Genomic DNA, 22,792 nt, shown 5'->3' with positions numbered 1-22,792 from the left:
CTTTAAATCCAAGCGTCTATTCGATCAGCATCGCGTCGCCGAACGAGAAGAACCGGTATCGTTCGCGGACGGCTTCCTCATAAGCGTGGAGAATATTTTCGCGGCCGGCCAGAGCGGAGACGAGCATGAGGAGGGTCGATTCCGGCAGGTGGAAGTTTGTGATGAGCGCGTCGACGCATTTAAACCGGTACCCCGGATAGATGAACGCGTTCGTAAAGCCCGAAAACGACTTGACCGCGCCGTCCTCCAGCGCCCGGGACTCCAGCGTCCGGCAGGACGTGGTACCGACGGATACGACGCGGCGGCCTTCCGTTTTTGCCGAGGAGACAGCCGCGGCCGTCTCCTCGGGTATCTCGCAATACTCGGCGTGCATCTCGTGATCCTCGATATTCTCCGCCTTGACAGGCCGGAAGGTGCCGAGGCCCACGTGCAGCGTCACATATTTCACAATAACGCCGCTGTTTTCGATCTCCCGCAGCAGCGCCTTTGTGAAATGCAGGCCGGCCGTCGGCGCGGCGGCGGAGCCGGTAACGCGGGAATATACCGTCTGATACCGCTCGGCGTCACCCAGCTCCTCGTGAATATAGGGCGGCAGCGGCATTTTTCCGAGCCGTTCGAGCGCCTCGAGAAAAATGCCGTCGTAATGGAACCGTATCAGCCTGTTTCCGCCTTCGATCTCGTCTTCCACGACGGCGGAAAGCGTGTCGTCCCCGAAAAAGAGCTGCGTGCCCGTCTTCGTCTTCCGCCCGGGGCGCGTCAGGCACTCCCAGACGCCGTCTCCCCGGTCCCGCAGGAGCACAACCTCGACGGCCCCGCCGGTCAGGCGCCGGCCGAACAGCCGCGCCGGGAGGACCCGGGAGTCGTTCAAAACGAGGCAGTCGCCCTCCCGAAGCAGCGTTGGCAGCTCGTAAAAGTGCCGGTGTGCGATCGCTCCCGTTATTTTATTCAGCTGCATCAGCCTGGAGGCGTCGCGCCTTTGAAGAGGCGTCTGCGCGATCAGCTCCGGCGGCAGCTCATAGTGGAAATCGCTTGTTTTCATCCGATGGTGACCCCGGTAAAATAAAATTTGAGAATCTGATCGTATGTCATGCCGTGAAACTTTGCCATGGAATAGGCGCCCCACTGGCTCATGCCGACGTTGTGGCCACGGCCTGTCCCCGTGATCGTAAAGCCCCCGGTATTATTCTGCGGCGCATCGGGGCTTACGGCAACAGTATCGCCTGTCCCGGTGATCGCGTATACATTATTCTGCCCCAGAAGTCCGGCAATGCCGCTTTGTCCCACGGCATACGACGACGAGAGCCCGTCGGTGATCGCCGTGGTGCCGCTGTTGACATAGACGCCGTCGGAGCCCGCGCCGCCGGAAATGGAGAAACGAATCGAGTTGACGCCCAGGGCCGAGCGGATGCTCTCGCCTTTTGTGAATGTGAATTTCTTACCGGCGTCGTCTGTCAGCGTCACCTTATAGGCGTTGCCGACGGCACTGTACTGGGTGATGGCCATGTCGACGATATTGCCGCAGTTGTAGCCCTTTGAGCGCAGCCGGGAGGTGATGTCGCTCTGCGTATATGTCACGGTCCAGCTGTAGCCCGACGCGAGGGACACAATCTCCGCCTCGTATGGGTCGACAACGCCCTTGAGATATGGGATAGCCTGCGCCCAGACGTTTTCGCTGTTCTCGGTGGCTCCGCCGTCGCTGGAGGAGTAAAATGTCGTGCAGAGCGCGCCGTTATATGTAATGTACTGCCCCGCCGTCTGGTCGACAGCTGCGTCGGTCGTCGCGTTGGCCTGGCCGACACCGCGGTAGACCTGGTCCTCCTCCGTTGTGCAAACATCGAAGCTGGTGCGCTTATTCAGATTGGCGATGATATATGTCCTGGCGCAGATGGCCTGCGCTTTCAGAGCCTCCAGGGGCCAGGAGTTGGACATTTCATAAGGGATGACGCCCTTTGTGTAATCCTCGACGTTGACGATGTTCATCACGGTGACGTCGCCGCCGTCCATTCTGGCGTACTGAAAGCCTCCATAATACCTGTAGCCCTTGAACCAGGTCTGGCATTTTTCGCCGCCTTGCGATACCGGCATGATAGTCAGCCAATATGTACTGCCGTACTCAAACTCGAAAAGTATGGTGCTTGTCCCCGTGACGACGACGGTGACGGTGCTCGCCGTCCCCGAGGTCACGGTGCTGCCCCCGATGCCGCCCGAGGCGATGGCGGCATTGGCGGCATCCGCCGATATATAGCTGCCGATGCAGACGTAGAAGGCGCCGCTGGAGTATTTCACAAAGCTGTTTGGATACGCTGCTGCGGCGGCCACGGCCTCGGTATACGTCGAATATGCGTTCTTCAGCTGGATATGATAGCATCCGACGACGACGCTGCCCGTCGACCCGGGACTATAACAATTGTTCGCGCTGTCATAAACCATATTTCTGTCGCGAAGCACGGAGATTTTCGTCTCGGCCGTGGAGGCGCCCAGCGGCATGAACTGGCGATTTTGGTCAAGTATGCCGAACTGATACCCGCTGCCGGACCCGGCGACGTTCTGCAGATTTGCCGATGGCAAAGCACTGCCGCCGTAATACAGGCCGACTTTGACGGTCGTATAGGGCGGCGTGTACGCCTTGGCGTTCTGATACGTGGAGGATGTCACAAGGAGAACGGACGCGAGAAATAGTATCAGGCCGATTTTTGCTGGATTTTTCATACCGGTTCCTTTCGCCGACGCGCGCCGGGATACGGCAGCTTTCTGTTGACACAAATTGTCTGGTATGCTAATATGTATAATCAATATCAATCAAGAAGCGCAGAGGCGCGGTCTTAATAAGTAGCTGCGGTGAGGAGTCCGACGTTCCCCTGACCCGCTGTAAAAGGTCAGACCGCCGAAGGATGCCATTGTCGGAAATGACATTCCTGGTTTCCGGGTTAACAGCCCGGCAACTGTCACCAAGACGGTGGAGAGCTGACTGCTTTTGAAATATCTGTCGGTAGTATTTCCCTGCAGGATATTTGTCGACATTATATTACAAAATCAGCCGGTTGACTAGCCTGCTGATTAATTTTTTACTTTCACCCTTTTTCGCTTCAACACTTCGTGCCGGGCGAATACTATAGATTACGGGATATTTGGGAGGTTTCATAATGAAAAAGTACAAGGTCGGCGTCATCGGCGCCACGGGCATGGTCGGACAGCGTTTTGTGTCCCTGCTGGAGAACCATCCCTGGTTTGATCTGACGGTGGTGGCCGCCAGCAGCCGTTCCGCCGGCAAAACGTATGAAGAAGCCGTGGCCGGCCGCTGGTTTATGACGTCGCCTTTACCGGAGGCCGCGAAGAAGCTCGTTGTGAAGTCTGCCGAAACGGACGTCAAGGAGATCGCCGGCGCCGTAGACTTTGTTTTTTCCGCCGTGGACATGAAGAAGGAAGAGATCAAGGCGCTCGAAGAAGCGTATGCCAAAGCCGAGTGCCCCGTCGTGTCCAACAACAGCGCCCACCGCTGGACACCGGATGTCCCAATGGTCGTCCCGGAATTAAACCCCGGGCACATCGCCGTCATCGACAGCCAGCGAAAACGGTTGGGGACGGCGCGGGGCTTTATTGCCGTCAAGTCCAACTGTTCCATCCAGAGCTATGTCCCCGCGCTGCATCCCCTCAAGGATGAATTCGGCCTGAACAAGGTGCTCGTCTGCACTTACCAGGCCATCTCCGGCGCCGGAAAGACCTTTGAGACGTGGCCGGAGATGATCGACAACGTCATCCCGTATATCGGCGGCGAGGAAGAGAAATCCGAGCAGGAGCCGCTGAAAATATGGGGCAAGCTCGAAGGCGGCGAAATCAAAAAGGCCTCCTCCCCGTCCATCACCTCCCAGTGCATCCGCGTGGCGGCGGCCGACGGGCATATGGCGGCCGTGTTCGCGTCCTTCGACAAAAAGCCGTCCATTGACGTTATCAAAGACAAATGGGTAAATTTCAAGGGCCGTCCCCAGGAGCTGCAGCTCCCGTCGGCACCTCAAAAGTTCCTGCATTATTTTGAAGAGGATAACCGCCCCCAGACGAAGCTGGACCGCATGCTCGAAAACGGCATGGCCGTTTCCATGGGCCGCCTGCGCGAAGACACGCAGTATGACTACAAATTCGTCTGCCTGAGCCACAATACCCTGCGCGGCGCGGCCGGCGGCGGCGTGCTCATGGCGGAGCTCCTCTGTGCGGAAGGCTATATCAAGTAAAAGTGAGGTTTGATCATGAAAACACCGGTATTTACAGGCTCCTCTGTCGCCATCGTCACGCCGTTCAAAAACGGCAAGGTGGATTTTGAGAAGCTGAGTGAACTGATAGAATTCCAAATCACGGGCGGCACCGCCGCCATCACTATCTGCGGGACGACGGGCGAAAGCTCCACCATGTCCCTGGAAGAGCACATGGAGACCGTCGACTTCTGCGTCAAAAAGGTGAACAAACGCGTCAAGGTTATCGCCGGCGCGGGCAGCAACGATACGATGGCCGCCGTCCAGCTCTCCCAGGAGGCCGAGCGCTCCGGCGCCGACGCCGTCCTCTCGGTGACGCCGTATTACAATAAAACCACGCAGCGCGGCCTTGTAAAGCATTATACTTATATTGCCGACCGTATCAACATTCCCATGATCCTGTACAACGTTCCCAGCCGCACCGGCCTCGCTATTTCCGCCGATACATACAAGCAGCTCTCAAAGCACCCCAACATCAACGGCACCAAGGAGGCGTCCACCGACTTTTCCCTCATCGGCTCGACCATCGCGGCCTGCGGCGACGACTTCTACGTTTGGAGCGGCAACGACAACGAAACCGTCCCCATGATGTCTATCGGCGCAAAGGGCGTTATCTCCGTCGTTGCCAACATCATGCCGGCGCTGATGGCGGAGCTTGCGGAAGCCTGCCTCAGCGGCGATTACGCGCACGCCGCCAAGCTGCACCTTAAATATCTCGACTTTATGGGCAAACTCTTTATCGAGGTCAATCCGATACCGGTCAAGGCCGCCATGAATCTGGTGGGTATGGATGTGGGCGAGCCGCGCCTGCCCCTGTGCGAAATGGACCCGGCCAATGCTGAAAAGCTGAAAGCTTCCATGCGGAATATCGGGCTGCTTAAATAAATATAAGGAGTACCTCATTCATGCTAAAGATGATCATCTCCGGCTGCAACGGCGCCATGGGGCGCACCGTCGCCCGGCTTGCCGCCGCGGACGCCGGAATTGAAGTGGTCGCGGGATTCGATTTAAGCGCCGTCAAAACTGACAGCTTCCCGGTCTATGCCGACCCGATGGAATTCGGCGGCCAGGCCGACGTCGCCGTCGATTTTTCCAATCCCTCCGCACTGGAAGGACTCCTGCGGTACTGCGCCGCAAAAAAACGGCCCCTTGTTTTATGTACGACAGGCCACAGCGCGGAACAATTATCGGCGATAAGAGAGGTCTCTGTAAAAATTCCCGTCTTTAGATCGGGCAACATGTCGGTCGGTATCAATCTCACCGCCGACCTCGTCCGGCGCGCCTGCGCCTTTCTGGGCGACGGCTTTGACGTTGAAATCGTCGAGCGCCATCACAGACGCAAGGTGGACGCCCCCAGCGGCACGGCGCTGATGCTGGCCGACGCGGCAAAGAGCGCACTTCCCTACGATGCCGGGTATGTCTTTGAACGCCAAAGCGTTCGACAGCCCCGTGGGAAAACGGAAATCGGCATCTCCTCCGTCCGGGGCGGCACGATCGTCGGCGAGCACGAGGTGATCTTCGCCGGCCTCGACGAGGTGATCGAGATAAAGCACACCGCTTACTCCCGGGACGTTTTCGCCGTTGGCGCCGTCAGGGCCGCCAAATTCCTCGCTGCGGTCAAAAAACCGGGCATGTACGATATGAGCGACTTGCTGAATTTTTAATATTTGCAAAAAGGCGCAGCCGGATGCTGCGCTTTTTTTCTTAAATGTGGGCAAAAATCTGTCGATGTACCGACCTTTTTATATAATCTATCGAATTAATTGTATTATTTTATGAGTACCCGCGCCGCCCATTGACACCTACATAATTTGTTGTATACTGAAAATGAAATCTGTGTAATCTGACAAATCGAGTGGTCTCGTGGGGGTCCCTTATGGCCAGAATGGACGATATAATTGGCAAAATTGTCTCGCTCGAATGGGAGATGTTCCAGTCTGTCAACGAGGGCGGGCCGCGTGCGCCGTGCCAGGAGGATCGGGAGACATTTTCCGGCATGCGCCGGGCGCAGTTTGAAGCGTGGCCGCCTGAGGCCTGCGCGTCGTATTTCGACGATCTGACAAACGCCATGCTGGACGGGCGCAATCTCGTCGCCGAAAAATACATCCACATGATGAAAAACACCGCCCCCGCCCAATATGAAACACTCGTCGGGACGATTCCACGGCCGGATGCGGCGCAGACGCGGCTGGCGCGGGAGATTTCCGGCAGGCTTTTGACGCAGACCGCCGTTCTGCATGAGACTTATCCCCGTGTTTCCGGCGCCGGCCGCCCCTTGCGTGCCGTTCAGGATTTTTCGGGCGTCATCTCGATCGAGACATATCAGCTGGGCGAGCTGCTCACCTACTCCGAAAAGACCCTCAGCCTGCTGAAGGCACACCTCCTGGCTCTTGAGCGGGCAGGCAGAGCCCTCGCCAGAGACATCCTGGAGAACACGGTGCGGTACTACGGCTATGAGACGCTGGAGAGCGCCGAGGCGGCAGCGAAAGCGCGCGCCGCCGCCGAGGATGACGGCCCCCTTCGGCCATGACAGATTTTTTTAAAGAGCTCGACGCGCTCTATCAGTCCGGCGATCAGGCGGCTGTCGAAGGTTTTATCCGGCACCGACTGGAAGCGCTTGAAGCCAAGGATCTGGGAGACAGCCCGGAATACGCGTCTGTTCTGAATGAGCTGGCGGGCTTTTACAGAGGCGTCAGCCGCTACGAGGAAGCGGCACGGTATTTCGCCCAAGCGCTTGAAATTTTCAAAGCAAACGGCTTGGGTACATCGCCGGAATACGCCACGATCCTTTTAAACCTTGCGGGACTGTACCGCCTGACCGGCCGCCCGGGTGACGCCGTCAGCCTTTTTCTCGATGCTAAAAAGCTTCTGACGGATGGCGGCTTGCAAAACGGCGACGCATACGCCGCCGTTCTCAACAACCTCTCCCTCGCCTATCAGGACGCCGGTGCGCCGGATAAGGCCTATGAGGCCGCGCTGGAAGCCTTTGAGCTGGTCGGCCGGGACGCAACGGACACCCACGAGCTGGCCACGTCGCTGAATAACCTGGCCGTCCTCCGCTTCAGAATGGGCGACGATCAGCAGGCGGAGGCACTCATTGACAGGGCGCTCGGATATTACGACGATATGGGCGAGGAGAACGCGCATCATGCCGCGGCCCTCTCCACGAAAGCCTCTCTGCTCTATCGCGCCGGAAAACACGGCGAGGCACTGGCATATTTTAATCGGGCGCTGGCGCTGACCGAAAGATTTTTCGGCCGAAATATCGATTATGCCGTCTGTCTGCGGAATATAGCTGCCGTCAATGAGGCGCTTGGCGATATCCGGGTCGCCCGGGCGCATGTGCAGTCGGCCCTGCCGGTCTTTGAAAAGATTTTGGGACCCGGGCACCCGCGGACAAAAGAGAGCCGCGCCCTGCTCGACAAGCTCACGGCGGAGGAGAATGATCGATGAATGGCATGGAGCTCAGCCGCCAATACTTTTCCGATGTCGCCGCGCCGAGACTCAAAAGCGGCTTCCCCGACCTGTACGGCAGGCTGTCCGCCGGGCTCGTCGGCAACGGCTCGGAATGCTTCGGCTATGACGACGCCCTCTCCCGCGACCACGATTGGGGCGTCGACTTCTTTATCTGGGTGACCGCAGGCGACAGAGAGGCCATATCAAACCTGCGGAAGTGGAAAGCGGCGCTCATTGAAGAAATGCCGCCCGAATATCCCAGGACGCGGTCGGAGTACGGCGCCAGGATCGGCGTCATGACCACCGGCGATTTCTACATAAGCCTCATCGGCTGCCCGGAGGGGCCGGACGATATTCCCGGCTGGCGGCGCATCCCCGAGGAAAACCTCGCCATGGCGACAAACGGCGAAGTTTTTATAGACAACGCCGGCGCGTTTACCGCCACGCGCGAAAGGCTGCTTCGGTATTATCCCGAGGATATTCGGCGGAAAAAGCTCGCAGCCAGATGCATGGCCATCGCACAGACGGGTCAGTATAATCTGGACCGCTGTTTTAAGCGGCGGGACTGGGTGACGTATAAAACAGTGCTCGCACGCTTTACAGACAGTGTCATCGGCGCCGTTTTCCTGCTGAACCGCGTTTTCCGCCCGTATTACAAATGGGCCTACCGACGCATGACAGAGCTGCCTGTCCTCGGCGGGCAGATCGGTGGTCACCTGGCGCGTATCGCCCGGTCTGATGGCGATGGCGGCGAAATCTTTGAAGAAAACAAAAGCGACATCGACGAAATCTGTGCGCTGCTCGTCCGCGAGCTGCAGCGCCAGCGGCTTGCACTTTCGGACGATTGGTTTCTGACGACCCAGGGCGAAGAGATACAGCACAGCATACAGGACGGTTTTTTGCGTTCTCTGCCCGCGCAATATGAATAAAGGGGGCTACTCAGGTGAGCAAAACCATTCTTGTCATCGGCGGCAGCGCGTTCGCCGGACGAATATTTTCCATCCATATATCAAAGCAGGAGGACTACAGCCTGCATGTCGTGAACCGCGGCCAATTTCCTCTGAACTTAAAAAACGTCAAGGAATATAAATGCGACCGGCACAGCCCGGTCATGGTGGCGCACCTTCTGCCCCACGACGTCATTTTTGACGTTGTCGTCGATTTCTGCGCGTATAACCCCGGCGAGGTGAGCTCGCTTCTGGAGGTGTTGAAGGGCCGTTTCAAGCAGTATATCGTTATCTCGACAGTGAGTGTTTACGAGCAAGTCGGCCGCGGACTCCGGACCGAAGCCGACCCGGTCGTTACCAAATCCGAGGGCGGCCGCGTCTCGGACTATATCTACAATAAGGTGCTTGTCGAACAGGAGACGGCCACCACCTGCGCCAAGCTTGGCGTACCGTACACGATCTTCCGCCCGACATTTATTTACGGTCCGTTCAACTATTCCCCGCGGGAATCCTGGTTTATCGAGCTTATCGCCCGCGGCCACGTCGTTCCCGTGCCGGTGGACGCCACGGCCAGCTTCAATATGGTCTACGTCTTCGATATTGCCCGGGCGCTTGTGGCCTGTATCGGCGACGAGAGGGCCTATAACCAGACCTTCAACCTCTCCGCCCCCGAGGAGATCACCTATACGCTGCTTTTGGAGTCGTTTGAGAAATTTAACGGCGGACCGTTCATGTCACGGCCCGTGACTGTCGACGAGGTCATCGATCAGAATATTCCGCTCCCCTTTCCGCTGACGGAGGATGAGCTCTACTCCGGCAAAAAGTTCTCCGACACCTTTGATTTTGAGTACACATCCTTTTCGGAGGGGATGGAAAAGACCTTTAAAATCTTCTACTCGCTCTTCATCAGCTGATGAAAGCGTGCTTTGACGGTGGACATACGCCGCCGTATTCTGTATTCTGAAGGCAGCGCCGGCTTGCTCCCGGCCGCTGCCTTTAATTTTTTTTTATCCTTCGTGCAAGGATCGCGTCATCTGAATCGTATTGTTACCGAAGGGGACAGACCATGGACAAAATCTTGCAGGAAAAACAAGACCGCGTTGTCAGGGCGATTGAAAAATACGCCGATACGGTGCGCCGCGTCTGCTTTGTGTATCTCAAAAACAGGGACGACGTCGAGGATATCTTTCAGGATGTGTTTCTTCAACTCTACAGGTATGAGAAATGCTTTGACAGCGAGGACCATGAAAAGGCCTGGCTCTTGCGCGTTGCGATCAACAAATGCAAGGACCTGCACAAAAGCTTCTTCAAAAGCCGGGTTTGTCCCCTTGACGAGCTTGAAATAACTTTTGAGGACGAGACCGAGCATGAGATTATGCACGCGGTTCTGGCGCTGCCGCAGAAATATAAGGATGTTATTTATCTGTTTTATTACGAAGGGTATTCAGTACCGGAGATATCAAAAATACTTGGAGTCAAAGACAACACCATCTACTCCCACCTCCACCGGGCGAAACTGATGCTGAGAGAGAAACTCGAGGACTGACTATGGAAACGACATTAAAAAAAGCACTCGATCGCGTCCGCGCCGACGAAGCGCTCAAGCAGAAAACGGCGGATTACATCAGGAATCTGGATACAAGCGTCATCGCGCTCAGCACCGGCACGAGAAATAAGCCCCTTCACGTCAAAAAGCTCGTTGCGGCGGTATGCGCGGCCGTCGTGCTCTGCGCACTGCCGATTGGTACCTACGCTGTTTACAAGACGCCCACCTCCTACGTCGCCGTCGACATCAATCCCAGTGTGGAGCTCGGTATCAACACGTTCGGCAAGGTCGTGAAGGTGACGCCGTATAACACCGACGGCGAAACTGTTCTGAACGGTCTGTCCCTGATCAATCAGAACGTCGAAAGCGCCGTCCGCCAGATTGTCCAGTCGGCCTCCCAGAACGGCTTTATGGAAGAGCCCGGCGCGACGCTCATCACTGTCACCACGGAGACGAACAGCGACACGGCGGCACAGAACCTCCAGGCCGCCGCCAAAACGGGCGCGGAGGACGCCGTCGCGTCCGGAGGCAGCGCAGCCACCGTCGAAACCGGCCACATCGATCTCACCAAGCGGAGCAACGCCATCGCCCAGGGCATCGCACCGGGCCGCCTCAACCTCATCGAGAAGCTGCAGGAGCTGGATCCGACGATCAAGACAGAGGACTATAAGGACATCTCCGTCACCGAAATACAGAAAAAGCTCACCGAGCTGCAAAAGGAGCATAAGAGCCAGACCAACGGGAAGGACGCCGGCAAAACGGCAGCCAAAACCCCTGACCCGACGCCACCCGCCGCCGCCTCCCCGAAAGCGTCCTCATGGGCGCCCGCGTCGCCGAGTGGATATTCCGACAAGGGCGCCGGCTGGAACAATAAATGGTCGAGCAAGTCCGGCGACGGCAATAAAGACAGCAAGAACAGCAAAGACGATAAAAATGACAAAAGCAATAAAAACAATAAAAGCGATAAAAACACTAAGAACGGCAAAGCTGATAAAAACGATAAAAAAAACAATGACGCCGGCCGTTCTGACAATAAAAACGATAAGAATTCCTCCGTCCTGCCCTCCTCCTACGGCGGTTTTTCGTGGGGCGGTTACGGCGGCTCCTCCAATCACGGCAAGGGCGGCAGCGGTTACGGCGGTTATGGAGGCTACGGCGGTAATAACGGTAACCACGGAAATAACGCCGGCGGCAGTCACGGCGGCACAAAAGGAAACCGCTGACACACGGTCAGCGGAATTTGAGCATAGTGCTTATCTCAAAAGCCCTGCCCGCTTAACACCACGGCGGACGGGGCTTTTGTCTGTCATTTTTCAGTTAGTATCTGTTGTCAAAAATGCGCTTCGTCTTCTTTTCGCTGCGCGGCAGCTCGCCGATGGCAACGCCCTTGGGGACGATGGAGAGCCCGACCTGAGTTTTAAAGGTATGCTTGACGTCGTTTTCAACCGTTTTGAGCGCCGCGTCTTGGCGCGTTTCAAAAAACAGCGTCATAATGTCCTTGCCGTTCAGGTGGTCGATCATCACCTGGTACTCGCTGCTGACGCCGTCGATGCCGCGCAGCACGTCCTCGATCTGGCCGGGATAAATGTTGACACCCTTGACCTTTACCATGTCGTCCGTGCGGCCTACCAGCGTGTCGATCCGCGGGAATTCGCTGCCGCAGGCGCACGCGCCTGTTATGATCCGCGTCAGATCATGGGTCCTGTAGCGGATAAGCGGCGCGCCCTCCTTGCGGAGCGTCGTGATAACGAGCTCGCCCGCCATGCCGTCGGGCACCGTCTCGCCCGTTTTCGGGTCAATGATCTCAAAATAAAGATAGTCGTCCCAGTAGTGCATGCCGCACTCGTGCGCGCAGCTCATGCCGATGCCGGGACCGTAGATTTCCGTGAGGCCATAGATGTCGTAAAGCTCGACGCCCAGCTCGTTGGCGATCCGCCGGCGCATTTTGTCGCCCCAGCGCTCAGACCCGATAACGCCCTTTGTCAGATGAATCTTACTCTTGACCCCGCGCTTTTCGATCTCCTCCGCCAGCAGCAGCGCGTAAGAGGAGGTGGCGCACAGGACGGTGCTCTGAAGGTCCATCATCATCTTGATCTGCTTGTCCGTGTTGCCGGGGCCCATGGGGATGACCATGCTGCCCAAAAGCTCGGCGCCAAGCTGAAAGCCGATGCCCGCTGTCCAGAGGCCATAGCCGGGCGTCACGTGGATGCGGTCCATGTCCGTGATATGCGCCATCTCATAGCAGCGCTTGAACATCAGCGCCCAGTCGTCCACGTCCTTTTTCGTGTAGGGGATGATGATGGGCGTGCCCGTCGTACCGGAGGACGAATGGATACGGACGATCTCCTTTTCGGGGACCGCCGCGATCCCGAGGGGGTACGCGTCGCGCAGCTCCTCCTTGTTTGTAAACGGCAGTCGCTCGAAATCCTTTGCCGTCTTCAGGCTGTCCGCGTCGAAATCCCTGAGCTTTTCAGCGTAAAAGCCGCCGTCGAGCTTTTTCAGCCGCTTCAGCAAATCCCTTATGATATCGAGCTGCTCTTTCTTCATCTCCATCTCTGTCCCTGCCCTTACGAATTTTTGACGCTCTCAAAGCCCAGCCGGAGCGCCGTCATATTTGCCTCGATGTGCCGGGGCGCCATAAGCTTTGCCATGGCACCGGCGATATCGTCCGTTGTAAAGCCGAGCGCGCTGCCGGCGGCGGCGCCCAAAAGCGCAAGATTCAGCGACCGCATCGAGCCTGTCTCCTCGGCCAGCCGCTCACCGTCCACAACAACGAGCCGGCCGGCGCTGCTTTTCAGGAAATCCAGCATGGCGCCCCCGTCATAAGCGCTGCCCGACAGGATTGCCGTCGTGGGCCGGATGGGCCGGCTGCTGACGACAACCGCACCGCCGGGCTTTAAGTAATCAAAGCACCGGACCGCCTCGGCGGGCTCAAAGCCGATGATGATGTCCGCCGTCCCCTTCGGGATGAGCGGGGAAAACATGTCCTCCCCGATGCGCACATGGCTGACGACGCTGCCGCCGCGCTGCGCCATGCCAATCGTCTCGGCGGTGTGTGCCCGGAGGCCCTTGTCGAGACCACACTGGGCGAGGAGCCGCGAGGCGAGGACGGTGCCCTGGCCGCCGACGCCGGCAAGAAGGATATTCATGACCGTCTCCCCCCTTTGATGGCGCCCGTCGGGCAGATATGCGCGCAGATCAGGCAGCCGGTGCAGAGGCTTTTATCGATCGCTGCCTTGCCGCCCTCCGTGACGAGCGCCGGGCAGCCGAGTTCTTGAATACAGCGCTGGCAGCCGATGCACTGATCGGGCTCGACATCCGCCGTTTTCTCAGATTCAGTCACATAAATACAGGGCGATTTATAGATGATCGCCTGAACGCCGCCGTCATCGGCGGCTTTTTTAGCGGCGGCGATGGCGGCCGTGAGATCGAGGGGATCAGCAATCTGGACATTTTTGACGCCGATGGCCTTTAAAATATCGGGAATACTCAGCTTCCCCGCCGCGTCGCCCATGAGCGTTCTGCCCGTTCCCGGATGGGGCTGATGCCCCGTCATCGCCGTCGTGGAATTGTCCAGGACGACAAGGATCATGTCGGTGTTGTTGTAAACGGCGTTGACGATGCCGGTGATGCCCGAGGCAAAAAACGTCGAGTCGCCGACGAAGGCAAAGCACGCCGTATCCGGCTCCGCCCGGCGGATGCCCTGGGCCAGCGTGATGCCCGCCCCCATGCACAGGCAGGTATCCACCATGTCGAGGGGCTGTGCGTTGCCGAGCGTGTAACAGCCGATATCGCCGGAAAAGAGCGCTTTTTTTCCCTTCATCGCCTGCTTGACGGCGTAAAATGACGCCCGGTGCGGGCATCCGGCGCACAGGACGGGCGGCCGGACAGGGAGCTGCGGCAGTGAAGCAGCGGCCGTTTTCTCGTAAGGAATATTTAAAAACTCAGAGAGCTGACGGACAACGCTTTCGACCGTGTTCTCTCCGGCGGCCTGGACGTGGCCGGTCAGCTTTCCTTTGACAGTCAGTCTAATGCCTTTTTTGCCACAGAGATAAACAAGCTCGCGCTCAATAACAGGATCAAGCTCCTCAATGACGAGGACCTCCTCAAGGCCGTCAAGGAACTCGTACGCCAGCGTCTCCGGGAACGGAAAGGGCGTGCCGACCTTTAGAAGGCGGCAGTCCCCGCCGAGTATTTTCAGCGCCTCCTTGACGTACGCGTGGCTGACGCCGCCGGCGGCGACGCCTTTTTTCCCGGCGCCGGTCCGCGTGTTGAAGCGGTATGTAGAAAAATCCTCGCCGATTTGCGGGTTTCGCTTTTCAATATTCAGGTGCGCGGCGTAGGACAGCCGCGGGAAAATGACCCATTTCGGGTCTTTTTTAAAGCCCTCCGGGCTGATCTGCTTTACAAAATCGTCGGTATCGATGGACGCGCAGGCGTGGCAAAGCCGCGTTGTGGGCCGGAACAGGACGGGCGTTGCATATTTTTCCGAATAGTCGAATGCATCCCCGATCATCTCATAGGCTTCCTCGGGGGACGACGGGTCGAAGCAGGGAATTTTGGCGTAACGGGCAAACGTGCGTGTGTCCTGCTCCGTCTGGGAGGAGATCGGGCCGGGGTCGTCGGCCACCAGTACGACCATGCCGCCCTTGACGCCGATGTAACCAAGGCTCATCAGCGGGTCGGACGCCACGTTGAGGCCCACCTGCTTCATCGTGACAAGCGTGCGCGTTCCGGTATACGCCGCTCCCGCCGCAACCTCAAGGGCCGCTTTCTCGTTGACAGACCATTCCACGTATATGCCGCGCCTGTTTTTGGATATCGTCTCGAGGACCTCCGTCGACGGCGTGCCGGGGTACCCGCTGCAAAGGCCGACGCCCGCGCGCAGTGCGCCGAGGGCAATCGCCTGGTTCCCCATCAGCAGACTTTGTGCCATGTGCTTTCCTTCTTCCATCCGGATGAATAATAAAGTTTATTTTACATAAAGCGGCGCGGTTTGTAAATGCTTTTGGTATGGATTTTGAATGTTTATGCAGCCTGTTCCCCGAGCTCTGTCAAAAATTTGTATATTTGCACCGCCCCCGGAAAAAATAAAACAGATTAGCCCCATCGAAAGGAACAACGTATGAATGTCGACGTACGGTAACGAAGAATTTATAAAGCTTGAAAACCTGGGACAATTTGCCTATGACTGCGGCAGAACAATGACGCCCGGCAAGCCGGTTTCAACTTTTTATACCGCCAAAACAGCCGAAAAAAATCTCACCACAATCAAGTCCGTCATGCAGGACGCCGCCGCTTATGCGCAGGCGCACGTCACGATCCCGCAGGAGGTCGAGTGGCTTTTAGATAACTGGTACATCGCCGAGCGTGAGGGCAAGAGCGCCATTTCCGATATCAAATCATCCCCCAAGCTGAAGAGCACCGATAAAACGCGGCTCGTTGTCGGCGAGGCCGCCCGGGCGCTTGTCTCGTCCGGCTGCGGGGCCGTGACGGGAGAACGCATCGAGGTTTTTCTCGACGCCTTTCAGGATGCCGTTTTTTTGTCCGAGGCGGAGCTGTCGTCCTTTATCCCCATCCTGCGGCTCGCGCTGATAGAAGCCCTGGCATGCGCCTGTAAAAAGCTCTGCCATGTCATTAACGATGGCGTCGTGGAGGACGGCCTCGCACCGCTCCTGGGCCGTCTTTTTACAGCGCTGCGCTTTCTGTCCGGCTTTGACGCGTCCAAAATCCTGGAACGGGTTAACAGAGTCGAGCGGACGCTCAAGCTCGACCCGACGGGCGTCTATTCCGAAATGGACGAGCAGACGCGTTTTTTGTACCGCCGGGAGATTGCCCGCCTGGCCGAGGAGACCTCGGAGAGCGAGCACCATGTGGCGGAGCGGGTACTGCTTTTATCCCAATCCGACAGCAGCCACGTGGGCACCTATATCTTTACAAAACCGCTGGGGCTTGATAAAAAACGCCGCACAGGCGCCAGCTACGTGAGCCTTATCCTGCTGGCCAGTCTTTTTATCGCGCTGCTCATCAGCTTTGCCCTTGACCAGCCGGCGATCTCCATTCTGCTGCTGCTGCCGGTATCGGAGATCGTCAAAAACGTGGTGGACTATTTCGTCCTGAAGCTCTTCAGCCCGCAGCGGGTGCCGCGGCTGGAGCTGGAAGCCGGCGTGCCGGACGAGGGGCGGACGCTCTGTGTGATCTCCGTGCTTCTGACCTCGACGGACAGCGGCGCCCGCGCTGCGGGCCTTCTGGAGGAATACCGGCTTTTAAACCGCGACGCCGGGCCGAACCTCCGATTTGGGATATTGGCCGACCTGCCCGACGCCGCCGTCCCGACGCTCGCGGAGGACGAGAAGGTTATCCGCAACGCCGAAGAGGAAATCAAACGCCTCAACGCGATATACGGCGGCGGCTTTTTTCTTTTTTGCCGCGACAGGCATTATAACGCGCGCGACAGGCGCTACACGTCCTGGGAGCGGAAGCGGGGTGCTATCCTCGAGCTCTGCCGTTTTCTGCGCGGCAAGGCTTCAGGCATGAAATGCTCGGCGGGAATTGCCGAGGCACTCGCCGGCACCCGCTATATCATCGCCCTGGACAGCGACACGCGCCTGTGCGCCGGTACGGCCCGGGAGCTTATCGGCTCGATGCTGCACCCGCTGAACAGGCCCGTTGTCGACACGCTGCACGGCATCGTCACCTCCGGCAGCGGTATACTGCAGCCGCGCATTTCCGTAGACCTTGCCGCCGCCTGCCAGACGGATTACACCCGCGTCTTCGCCGGCCAGGGCGGCCTTGACCCCTACGGCGGCGTCACCAGCGACATCTATCAGAATCTCTTCGGCACGGGGAGCTTTTCGGGCAAGGGCATTATCGATGTGGACGCCTACCTTGGCTGCCTCGACAACCGTTTCCCGGAAAATACCGTCCTGTCCCACGATCTTTTGGAGGGCGCTTACCTGCGCTGCGGCTTTGCCGGCGATATTGAGCTGACGGACGGCTATCCCGCCAAGGTAACGACTTATTACGACAGGATGCATCGCTGGACCCGCGGCGACTGGCAGTCCCTGCCCTGGCTCAAAAGGCGGGTTAAAACCGCCGACGGCAACGTCCAGCAGAACTGCCTCGGGCAGATCGACCGCTGGAAGATCATCGACAATCTCCGTCGGAGCCTGGTGCCGATTTTCTCCTTCGCCTCTATTTTCCTGGGCATGCTGCTGGACAACACGGACTTCGTGTGGGCCGGCCTCGTGGCGATATTGGCGGCGGCGTCCCATCTCGTTATCGCGTCCACGGCGGATATCTTCCGCAAAAATCACGGGCGCGTGCGCTATCATTCCACCGTCATCAGCGGCATCGGCGGGCAGTTTATCCAGACGCTCGTCCGGCTGATCTTTCTCCCTTACGAGGCATGGGTCTGCTTAAACGCCATTGTCACGGCGCTTTACAGGATGCTGATCTCCCACAGGCATCTGCTGGCCTGGGTCACGGCCGCAGACTCGGAAAAAAAGACGAAAAACAATTTTGTCGCCGTGCTGGGGCGCATGTGGCCCGTCGTCGTCTTTTCGCTGATTATCGTCTTGTTCACGCACTTCCCCGCGGCGGCGGCCGTCGGGATCGTCTGGGCGCTCTCTCCCCTTCTGGTGATCGCCATCAGCAGGGACGTCCGGAAAAAAGAATCCCTGCGCCCGGTGGACCGCCTCGTGCTGTCGCGCTGCGCCGGCGATATCTGGCGTTACTTTGAAGAGCTTCTGAGCCCGGATGACAATTTCCTGCCGCCCGATAACTTTCAGGAGCAGCCCGCCGTCGGCGTGGCCCACAGGACGTCGCCCACGAACATCGGCCTGGCGCTCCTGTCGGCCCTTGCCGCCCTGGACCTTGGCGTCACGACGCGGGAAAAGGCCGTGGGCGTTATTTCCTGCATTTTCGAAACCATCAAGAAGCTGCCCAAGTGGAACGGCCACCTGTACAACTGGTATGACACGACGACGCTGGGCATCCTTCAACCGGCATATATCTCCACAGTGGACAGCGGCAACTTTGCCGGCTGCCTGATCGCCCTGCGGGAAGGCCTTAAGGAGCTCGGCGAAACGGCGCTGGCCGACACGGCTCAGGGGCTTCTCTCCGCCATGAGTTTTACGCCGCTGTTTGACGAGAAGCGGCAGCTGTTTTATATCGGCCTGGACCTCACAAAAAACGCGCCCACGGAGGGCTGGTATGACCTGCTGGCCTCCGAGGCGCGCCAGACAAGCTATCTGGCCATTGCCCGCGGCGACGTCCCGAGAAAGCACTGGCGCCGTCTGGGCCGGTCTCTGGTGGCCAAGGACGGCTACAGGGGCATGGCGTCCTGGACGGGGACGATGTTCGAGTATATGATGCCGGAGCTCTTGCTGCCGTGCTATCAGAACTCCCTTATTTACGAGAGCCTGAAGTTCTGCCTGTACGTGCAGAAAAAGCGTGCCGACGGTATTCCCTGGGGTATGTCCGAGAGCGCTTTTTACGCCTTCGACCACGCGCTCAATTATCGTTACAAGGCCCACGGCGTCCAACGCCTGGCGCTCAAGCGCGGCATGGGCAAGGAGGCCGTCGTCTCGCCCTATTCCACATTCCTGGCGCTCCAGCTGGACGCCAAGGCGGCCGTACGCAACATACAGCGCCTGCAGGAGCTGGGAGCGGAGGGCCGATACGGCCTTTACGAGGCCGTTGACTTCACGCCGAACCGCCTGCGCAGCAAGGATTATGAAATTGTACGGACGTTTATGGCCCACCATCTCGGCATGAGCCTCGTGGCCATCGACAACGTCCTGAGATCCGGCATTATGCAGCGGCGCTTTATGCGAGACAGGGAGATGGCGGCCTTCGCCGAGCTTTTGCAGGAGAAGGTGCCCGTGGGCGGCATCGTTCTCCGCCAGCCGCCGCGGGACGTGCCGGAAAAGCCCGTGCGCCTGTCGTCCCAGAGCTGGGGCGTCAGCTGCGACGGCATCGATTACAAGAACCCGCGCTGCACGCTTCTGGGCAACGGCGCGTATAACGTCATCATGGCGGAAACGGGCCAGTCCAGCTCCTTCTGGAACGGCGTCACCCTCACAAAAACATCCTTCGAGCCGCTCGGCCCGGACGCCGGTATGTCGTTTTACCTGAGCTGCGGGGGCGAGCTGCTCCCGCTGCTGCCCTCCCCTGTCTTTGACCCGCAGGTCCGCTATTCGGCCGAGCTCACCGGCTCCTGCTGCAAAATCAGCGCCAAAAGCGGGAGCCTCAGCACCTCGGTCACCGCCAGCGTCCCGGAAAACGAGGCCGGCGAGCTGCGCACCGTGGAGGTCCTGTCCACCGTTCAGCGGGAGGCCGAGCTGATCTGCTATTTTGAGCCGGTTCTGGCCCGCCAGTCGGACTACGACGCGCATCCGGCCTTTTCAAAGCTCTCCTTGGAGACGATGCTCCATGACAATTCCGTTATCGTCAAGCGCCGCCCGCGCGCCAAGGGGCGCGGCATCGCGCTGGCGTTTGACGCGTCGTGCCCGTTTTCGTTCGACACTTCCCGGGAGAAGGCGCTGGGGCGCGGCGGCATTTTCGCTCTGAAATCCGCCCTTGCCAAAGAGCCGTCGATGTCGCTGGGCGCCGTGCTGGACCCGTGCGTCCTGGCGCGCGTCAGTCTGTCTCTGCAGCCGAACGTCCCGTATTCGGTGAGCCTTGCCGTCACCACGGCCTCAACGCCGCAGGCGGCTTCCGCCGCCGCCAAGCGGATACTGGCCGTCACCGAGCCGGCGTTCTATTCCCGCGTTGACGAGACGGCGCACCGGCTGGGGCTCTCCGCCGAGCAGCTCGACAGGGCGATGGCGCTCCTGCCGCTGCTTATCTATCACTCCCCGGACAGGCGTATTGACGCAGGACTGCTCCCGTCTCTGGCCAAAGGGCAGCGCGGCCTCTGGAGCCTTGGCGTCTCCGGGGATCTCCCGATCGTTACCGCCGCCGTCGAAAGCGATGGAGACATCGACGCATCCCGGGAGCTTATCTCCTGGCACCGTCTCCTCCATGACAACGGGTCCGCCTTCGACCTCGTCTTCCTCATCCGGGGCGGCGGCGATTACAGAAGCACCCTGCGCGACGCCCTGCTGGACGTACTCAGGAAAAACGACGTCGAGTACCGGCTGGGAGCCCGGGGCGGCATTCATCTGTGCGACATGGCGTCGGACGCCGCCGGCACGGTCCGGGCCGCCTCAGCCGCCTTCATCCCCGCCGGAGAGAGGCTCGCCCTGCCGCCCCGCTGCGAAGATATGCCGCCCGTGACGCGGCCGTTTTCGGACGCCGCAAGCGGGGGCGCGCTTGAGTATGGTTACAACAGCGACAACAGCTTCACCTTCACGATAAACGGGCAGCTGCCCTACAACGCCTGGTGCCACACGCTGGCAAATGAAGCGTTCGGCTATATCGCCACGGACGCCGGGACGGGGCACATGTGGCATCTGAACGCCCGCGAAAACAAAATCAACCGCTGGCTGAATGACAGCCTGACGACGTGCGGCACCGAAACGCTGAAGCTCGTTAAAGACAGCGCGGAGATTTCCCTCTTCGCCGCCGGCGACGGTCTCAAATGCGCCGTCACCTACGGCTTTGGCTGGGCGGAGTGGAAAAAAACGATCGACGGCGCCACGTACACGACGACCGCGTTCGTGCCGCTGGACACCGCCGCCCGCGTCTTCATCATCGAAGCCGCCGACGGGGCCGGGCTGGAGGTCTCATATTTCACGGACCTGGTCCTCTTTCCGGAGGCCTCCGACGGCGTTTACGTCAAAACCTCGGCAGAAGACGGGATGCTCACGGCGCAGAATGTGTACAACGTCGATTTCCCGGACTCCGTTTTCCGCCTGGCCGCCTCGTCGCCCGTCAAGTCGTTCACCTGTTCTAAAAACAGCGCGCTCAAAGGCACGTACGACGGCATCACCGGGGCCGGCTTTGTCCCCTGCGCCGCCGCCGTGTACCGAGCGGTGAAATCTCTTGTCATCGTAACCGGCTGCGACAGCCCGGAAAAGCTGCGGGCGCTGGCGGATTACGCCGCCGCCCGGCGCAAGCTGCGGGAGACAACGGACTATTGGGCATGCGTCGCCACCAAGCTCACCGTCACGACGCCGGACGACGGCCTCAACAGGTATTTGAACGGCTGGGCCACGTATCAGACGCTGGCCTGCCGCATCTTCGGCCGGAGCTCTCTCTACCAGAGCGGCGGCGCCTACGGATTCAGGGACCAGCTGCAGGATATCTGCGCCGTATTGGACGAAGCGCCGGAGGTGGCCCGGGCGCATCTGCTGCGCGCCGCGGCCCACCAGTTCGAGGAGGGCGACGTCCAGCACTGGTGGCACCCCGGCGCCAATGAGGAAAACTGCGGCGACAAGGGAGTACGTACGCGGTGCAGCGACGATCTTTTGTGGCTGCCCTACGCCCTGTGCGAGTATATCGAAAAAACCGGCGACCGCGCCGTTCTGGGCACGCCCGTGCGTTATCTGAATTCACCGCCCCTTAACGAGGACGAATTGGAGCGCTATGAGCAGCCCCACTTGAGCGGGCTGTCAGAGCCTCTTCTGCAGCACGCCGTCAGGGCCGTGGACCTCGTCATCGCGCGTGGAACGGGCTGCCACGGCCTCTGCTTCATCGGCAGCGGCGACTGGAACGACGGGATGAACCTCGTCGGCGCCGGCGGCCAGGGCGAGAGCGTCTGGCTGACGTGGTTTGCCGCCATCACAGCCTCCCGAATGGCCGAGCTCTGCCAGGGCGCCGGCAACCCCGGCGCGGCCTCGCGCTTTCTTGAGGCGGCCGCAAAGTTCCGCGCCGACGCCGAGAACGCCTGGGACGGCGACTGGTTCATGCGCGGGTATTACGACGACGGCGCGCCGCTGGGCTCCTGCGCCTCGGAGGAGTGCCGCATCGACTCCATCGCGCAGAGCTTTGCCGCCTTTGCCGGCGCCGACCCGGAAAAGACGAAAACGGCGCTTGTTTCCTCCGTCGAGCGGCTCTACGACAGAGACGACCGGATTGTCCGCCTGTTCGACCCGCCTTTCGAAAACGGCGGCAGCACGCCCGGCTATATCAAGGGCTACAGCCCCGGCTTCCGGGAAAACGGCGGTCAGTATACCCACGGCGCGGTCTGGCTCGCGATGGGCCTTTTCATGGCCGGAATGAAGGACGAGGGCCTTGATATCCTGCAGGCGCTCCTGCCCCAGGGGCGGCCCAACGAAATTTACAGGACGGAGCCCTACGTTCTGGCGGCAGACGTCTATTCGGCGCCGGACCATGTGGGACGCGGCGGCTGGACCTGGTATACGGGCGCCGCCGGCTGGTACAAACGCGTGGCGCTGGAAAACCTCCTGGGGCTCCGCATTAAGGACGGCGTACTGCACGTCCGTCCCGACCTGCCCGGCGGCTGGGAGGGCTTTGAGGCCGTTTGGAGAAACGGCAGCAGGACGTATCACATTTTGGTAAAGCGCGGGGGCCGCGTCACGGTGACCGCGGACGGTGCGCCGTACAGCGGCGGCGACGTCGTTATCGACGAAAAGCTGATTCCGGCGGGGGCCGAAAATTCACAATAATTTTATTTTCCAAAGCTTATCTGA

General features: G+C 59.3%; 15 protein-coding genes and 1 riboswitch. Of the genes, 10 read left to right on the top strand and 5 right to left on the bottom strand.

All coding sequences use genetic code 11. The annotated features are described in order from the left end of the window. Positions 1 to 16 precede the first annotated feature (16 nt). Positions 17 to 1,039, bottom strand: a complete 1,023-nt coding sequence (gene queA / locus BUB60_RS00330; protein ID WP_073075665.1) for a tRNA preQ1(34) S-adenosylmethionine ribosyltransferase-isomerase QueA — start codon at positions 1,037 to 1,039, stop codon at positions 17 to 19. After that, positions 1,036 to 2,709 carry a SpoIID/LytB domain-containing protein gene (locus BUB60_RS00325; protein ID WP_084726123.1) on the bottom strand — a complete coding sequence of 558 codons (1,674 nt, stop codon included), beginning with the start codon at positions 2,707 to 2,709 and terminating at the stop codon, positions 1,036 to 1,038. The genes queA and BUB60_RS00325 overlap by 4 nt, the downstream gene beginning before the upstream one ends. Before the next feature lie 92 nt (positions 2,710 to 2,801). Further along, positions 2,802 to 2,975: riboswitch (Lysine riboswitch) on the top strand. Between the two features lie 168 nt (positions 2,976 to 3,143). Between BUB60_RS00325 and asd the strand changes: the two genes are divergently transcribed. From asd to BUB60_RS00280, 9 genes are all read left to right on the top strand, one after another. Beyond that, on the top strand, positions 3,144 to 4,226 hold the full coding sequence (gene asd / locus BUB60_RS00320) for an aspartate-semialdehyde dehydrogenase (RefSeq protein ID WP_073075664.1): 1,083 nt from the start codon (positions 3,144 to 3,146) through the stop codon (positions 4,224 to 4,226). Between the two features lie 15 nt (positions 4,227 to 4,241). Beyond that, positions 4,242 to 5,129: a 4-hydroxy-tetrahydrodipicolinate synthase gene (gene dapA, locus BUB60_RS00315; protein WP_073075663.1), complete on the top strand. Its 888-nt coding sequence runs from the start codon at positions 4,242 to 4,244 to the stop codon at positions 5,127 to 5,129. A gap of 20 nt (positions 5,130 to 5,149) precedes the next feature. Next, on the top strand, positions 5,150 to 5,908 hold the full coding sequence (gene dapB / locus BUB60_RS00310) for a 4-hydroxy-tetrahydrodipicolinate reductase (RefSeq protein WP_073075662.1): 759 nt from the start codon (positions 5,150 to 5,152) through the stop codon (positions 5,906 to 5,908). 212 nt (positions 5,909 to 6,120) lie between these two features. Continuing rightward, a complete protein-coding gene (locus BUB60_RS00305; protein WP_084726122.1) occupies positions 6,121 to 6,774 on the top strand; it encodes a DUF4125 family protein in 654 nt (217 codons plus the stop codon). Further along, positions 6,771 to 7,697: a tetratricopeptide repeat protein gene (locus BUB60_RS00300; RefSeq protein WP_073075661.1), complete on the top strand. Its 927-nt coding sequence runs from the start codon at positions 6,771 to 6,773 to the stop codon at positions 7,695 to 7,697. The genes BUB60_RS00305 and BUB60_RS00300 overlap by 4 nt, the downstream gene beginning before the upstream one ends. Beyond that, positions 7,694 to 8,629 carry a DUF4037 domain-containing protein gene (locus BUB60_RS00295; RefSeq protein WP_073075660.1) on the top strand — a complete coding sequence of 312 codons (936 nt, stop codon included), beginning with the start codon at positions 7,694 to 7,696 and terminating at the stop codon, positions 8,627 to 8,629. The genes BUB60_RS00300 and BUB60_RS00295 overlap by 4 nt, the downstream gene beginning before the upstream one ends. Before the next feature lie 14 nt (positions 8,630 to 8,643). Then, positions 8,644 to 9,561, top strand: coding sequence for an NAD-dependent epimerase/dehydratase family protein (locus tag BUB60_RS00290; RefSeq protein ID WP_073075659.1), 918 nt, complete (start codon positions 8,644 to 8,646; stop codon positions 9,559 to 9,561). Between the two features lie 152 nt (positions 9,562 to 9,713). Continuing rightward, positions 9,714 to 10,193: an RNA polymerase sigma factor gene (locus BUB60_RS00285; protein WP_073075658.1), complete on the top strand. Its 480-nt coding sequence runs from the start codon at positions 9,714 to 9,716 to the stop codon at positions 10,191 to 10,193. 2 nt (positions 10,194 to 10,195) lie between these two features. Further along, positions 10,196 to 11,416: an anti-sigma-I factor RsgI family protein gene (locus BUB60_RS00280; protein WP_073075657.1), complete on the top strand. Its 1,221-nt coding sequence runs from the start codon at positions 10,196 to 10,198 to the stop codon at positions 11,414 to 11,416. Positions 11,417 to 11,510: 94 nt separating this feature from the next. On the opposite strand, the gene BUB60_RS00275 is transcribed toward BUB60_RS00280, so the two are convergent. Genes BUB60_RS00275 through iorA form a run of 3 tightly spaced genes read right to left on the bottom strand, consistent with a single transcriptional unit; the run spans position 11,511 to position 15,129 of the window. Next, positions 11,511 to 12,746, bottom strand: coding sequence for a phenylacetate--CoA ligase family protein (locus tag BUB60_RS00275; protein ID WP_073075656.1), 1,236 nt, complete (start codon positions 12,744 to 12,746; stop codon positions 11,511 to 11,513). Positions 12,747 to 12,760: 14 nt separating this feature from the next. After that, complete coding sequence (locus BUB60_RS00270; RefSeq protein ID WP_073075655.1) at positions 12,761 to 13,342, bottom strand: indolepyruvate oxidoreductase subunit beta; 582 nt, start codon at positions 13,340 to 13,342, stop codon at positions 12,761 to 12,763. Further along, positions 13,339 to 15,129 carry an indolepyruvate ferredoxin oxidoreductase subunit alpha gene (gene iorA / locus BUB60_RS00265; RefSeq protein ID WP_073075654.1) on the bottom strand — a complete coding sequence of 597 codons (1,791 nt, stop codon included), beginning with the start codon at positions 15,127 to 15,129 and terminating at the stop codon, positions 13,339 to 13,341. The genes BUB60_RS00270 and iorA overlap by 4 nt, the downstream gene beginning before the upstream one ends. 193 nt (positions 15,130 to 15,322) lie before the next feature. Between iorA and BUB60_RS00260 the strand changes: the two genes are divergently transcribed. Next, entirely contained in the window at positions 15,323 to 22,768 is a 7,446-nt protein-coding gene (locus tag BUB60_RS00260) for a GH36-type glycosyl hydrolase domain-containing protein (RefSeq protein WP_073075653.1), read from the top strand. Positions 22,769 to 22,792 lie beyond the last annotated feature (24 nt).

The sequence above is a fragment of the Sporobacter termitidis DSM 10068 genome (assembly GCF_900130065.1).
GTDB classification, from domain to species: Bacteria; Bacillota; Clostridia; order Oscillospirales; family Oscillospiraceae; genus Sporobacter; species Sporobacter termitidis.
Note: the sequence above shows the minus strand (reverse complement) of the source record. Positions and strands in the feature narration are given on the sequence as shown.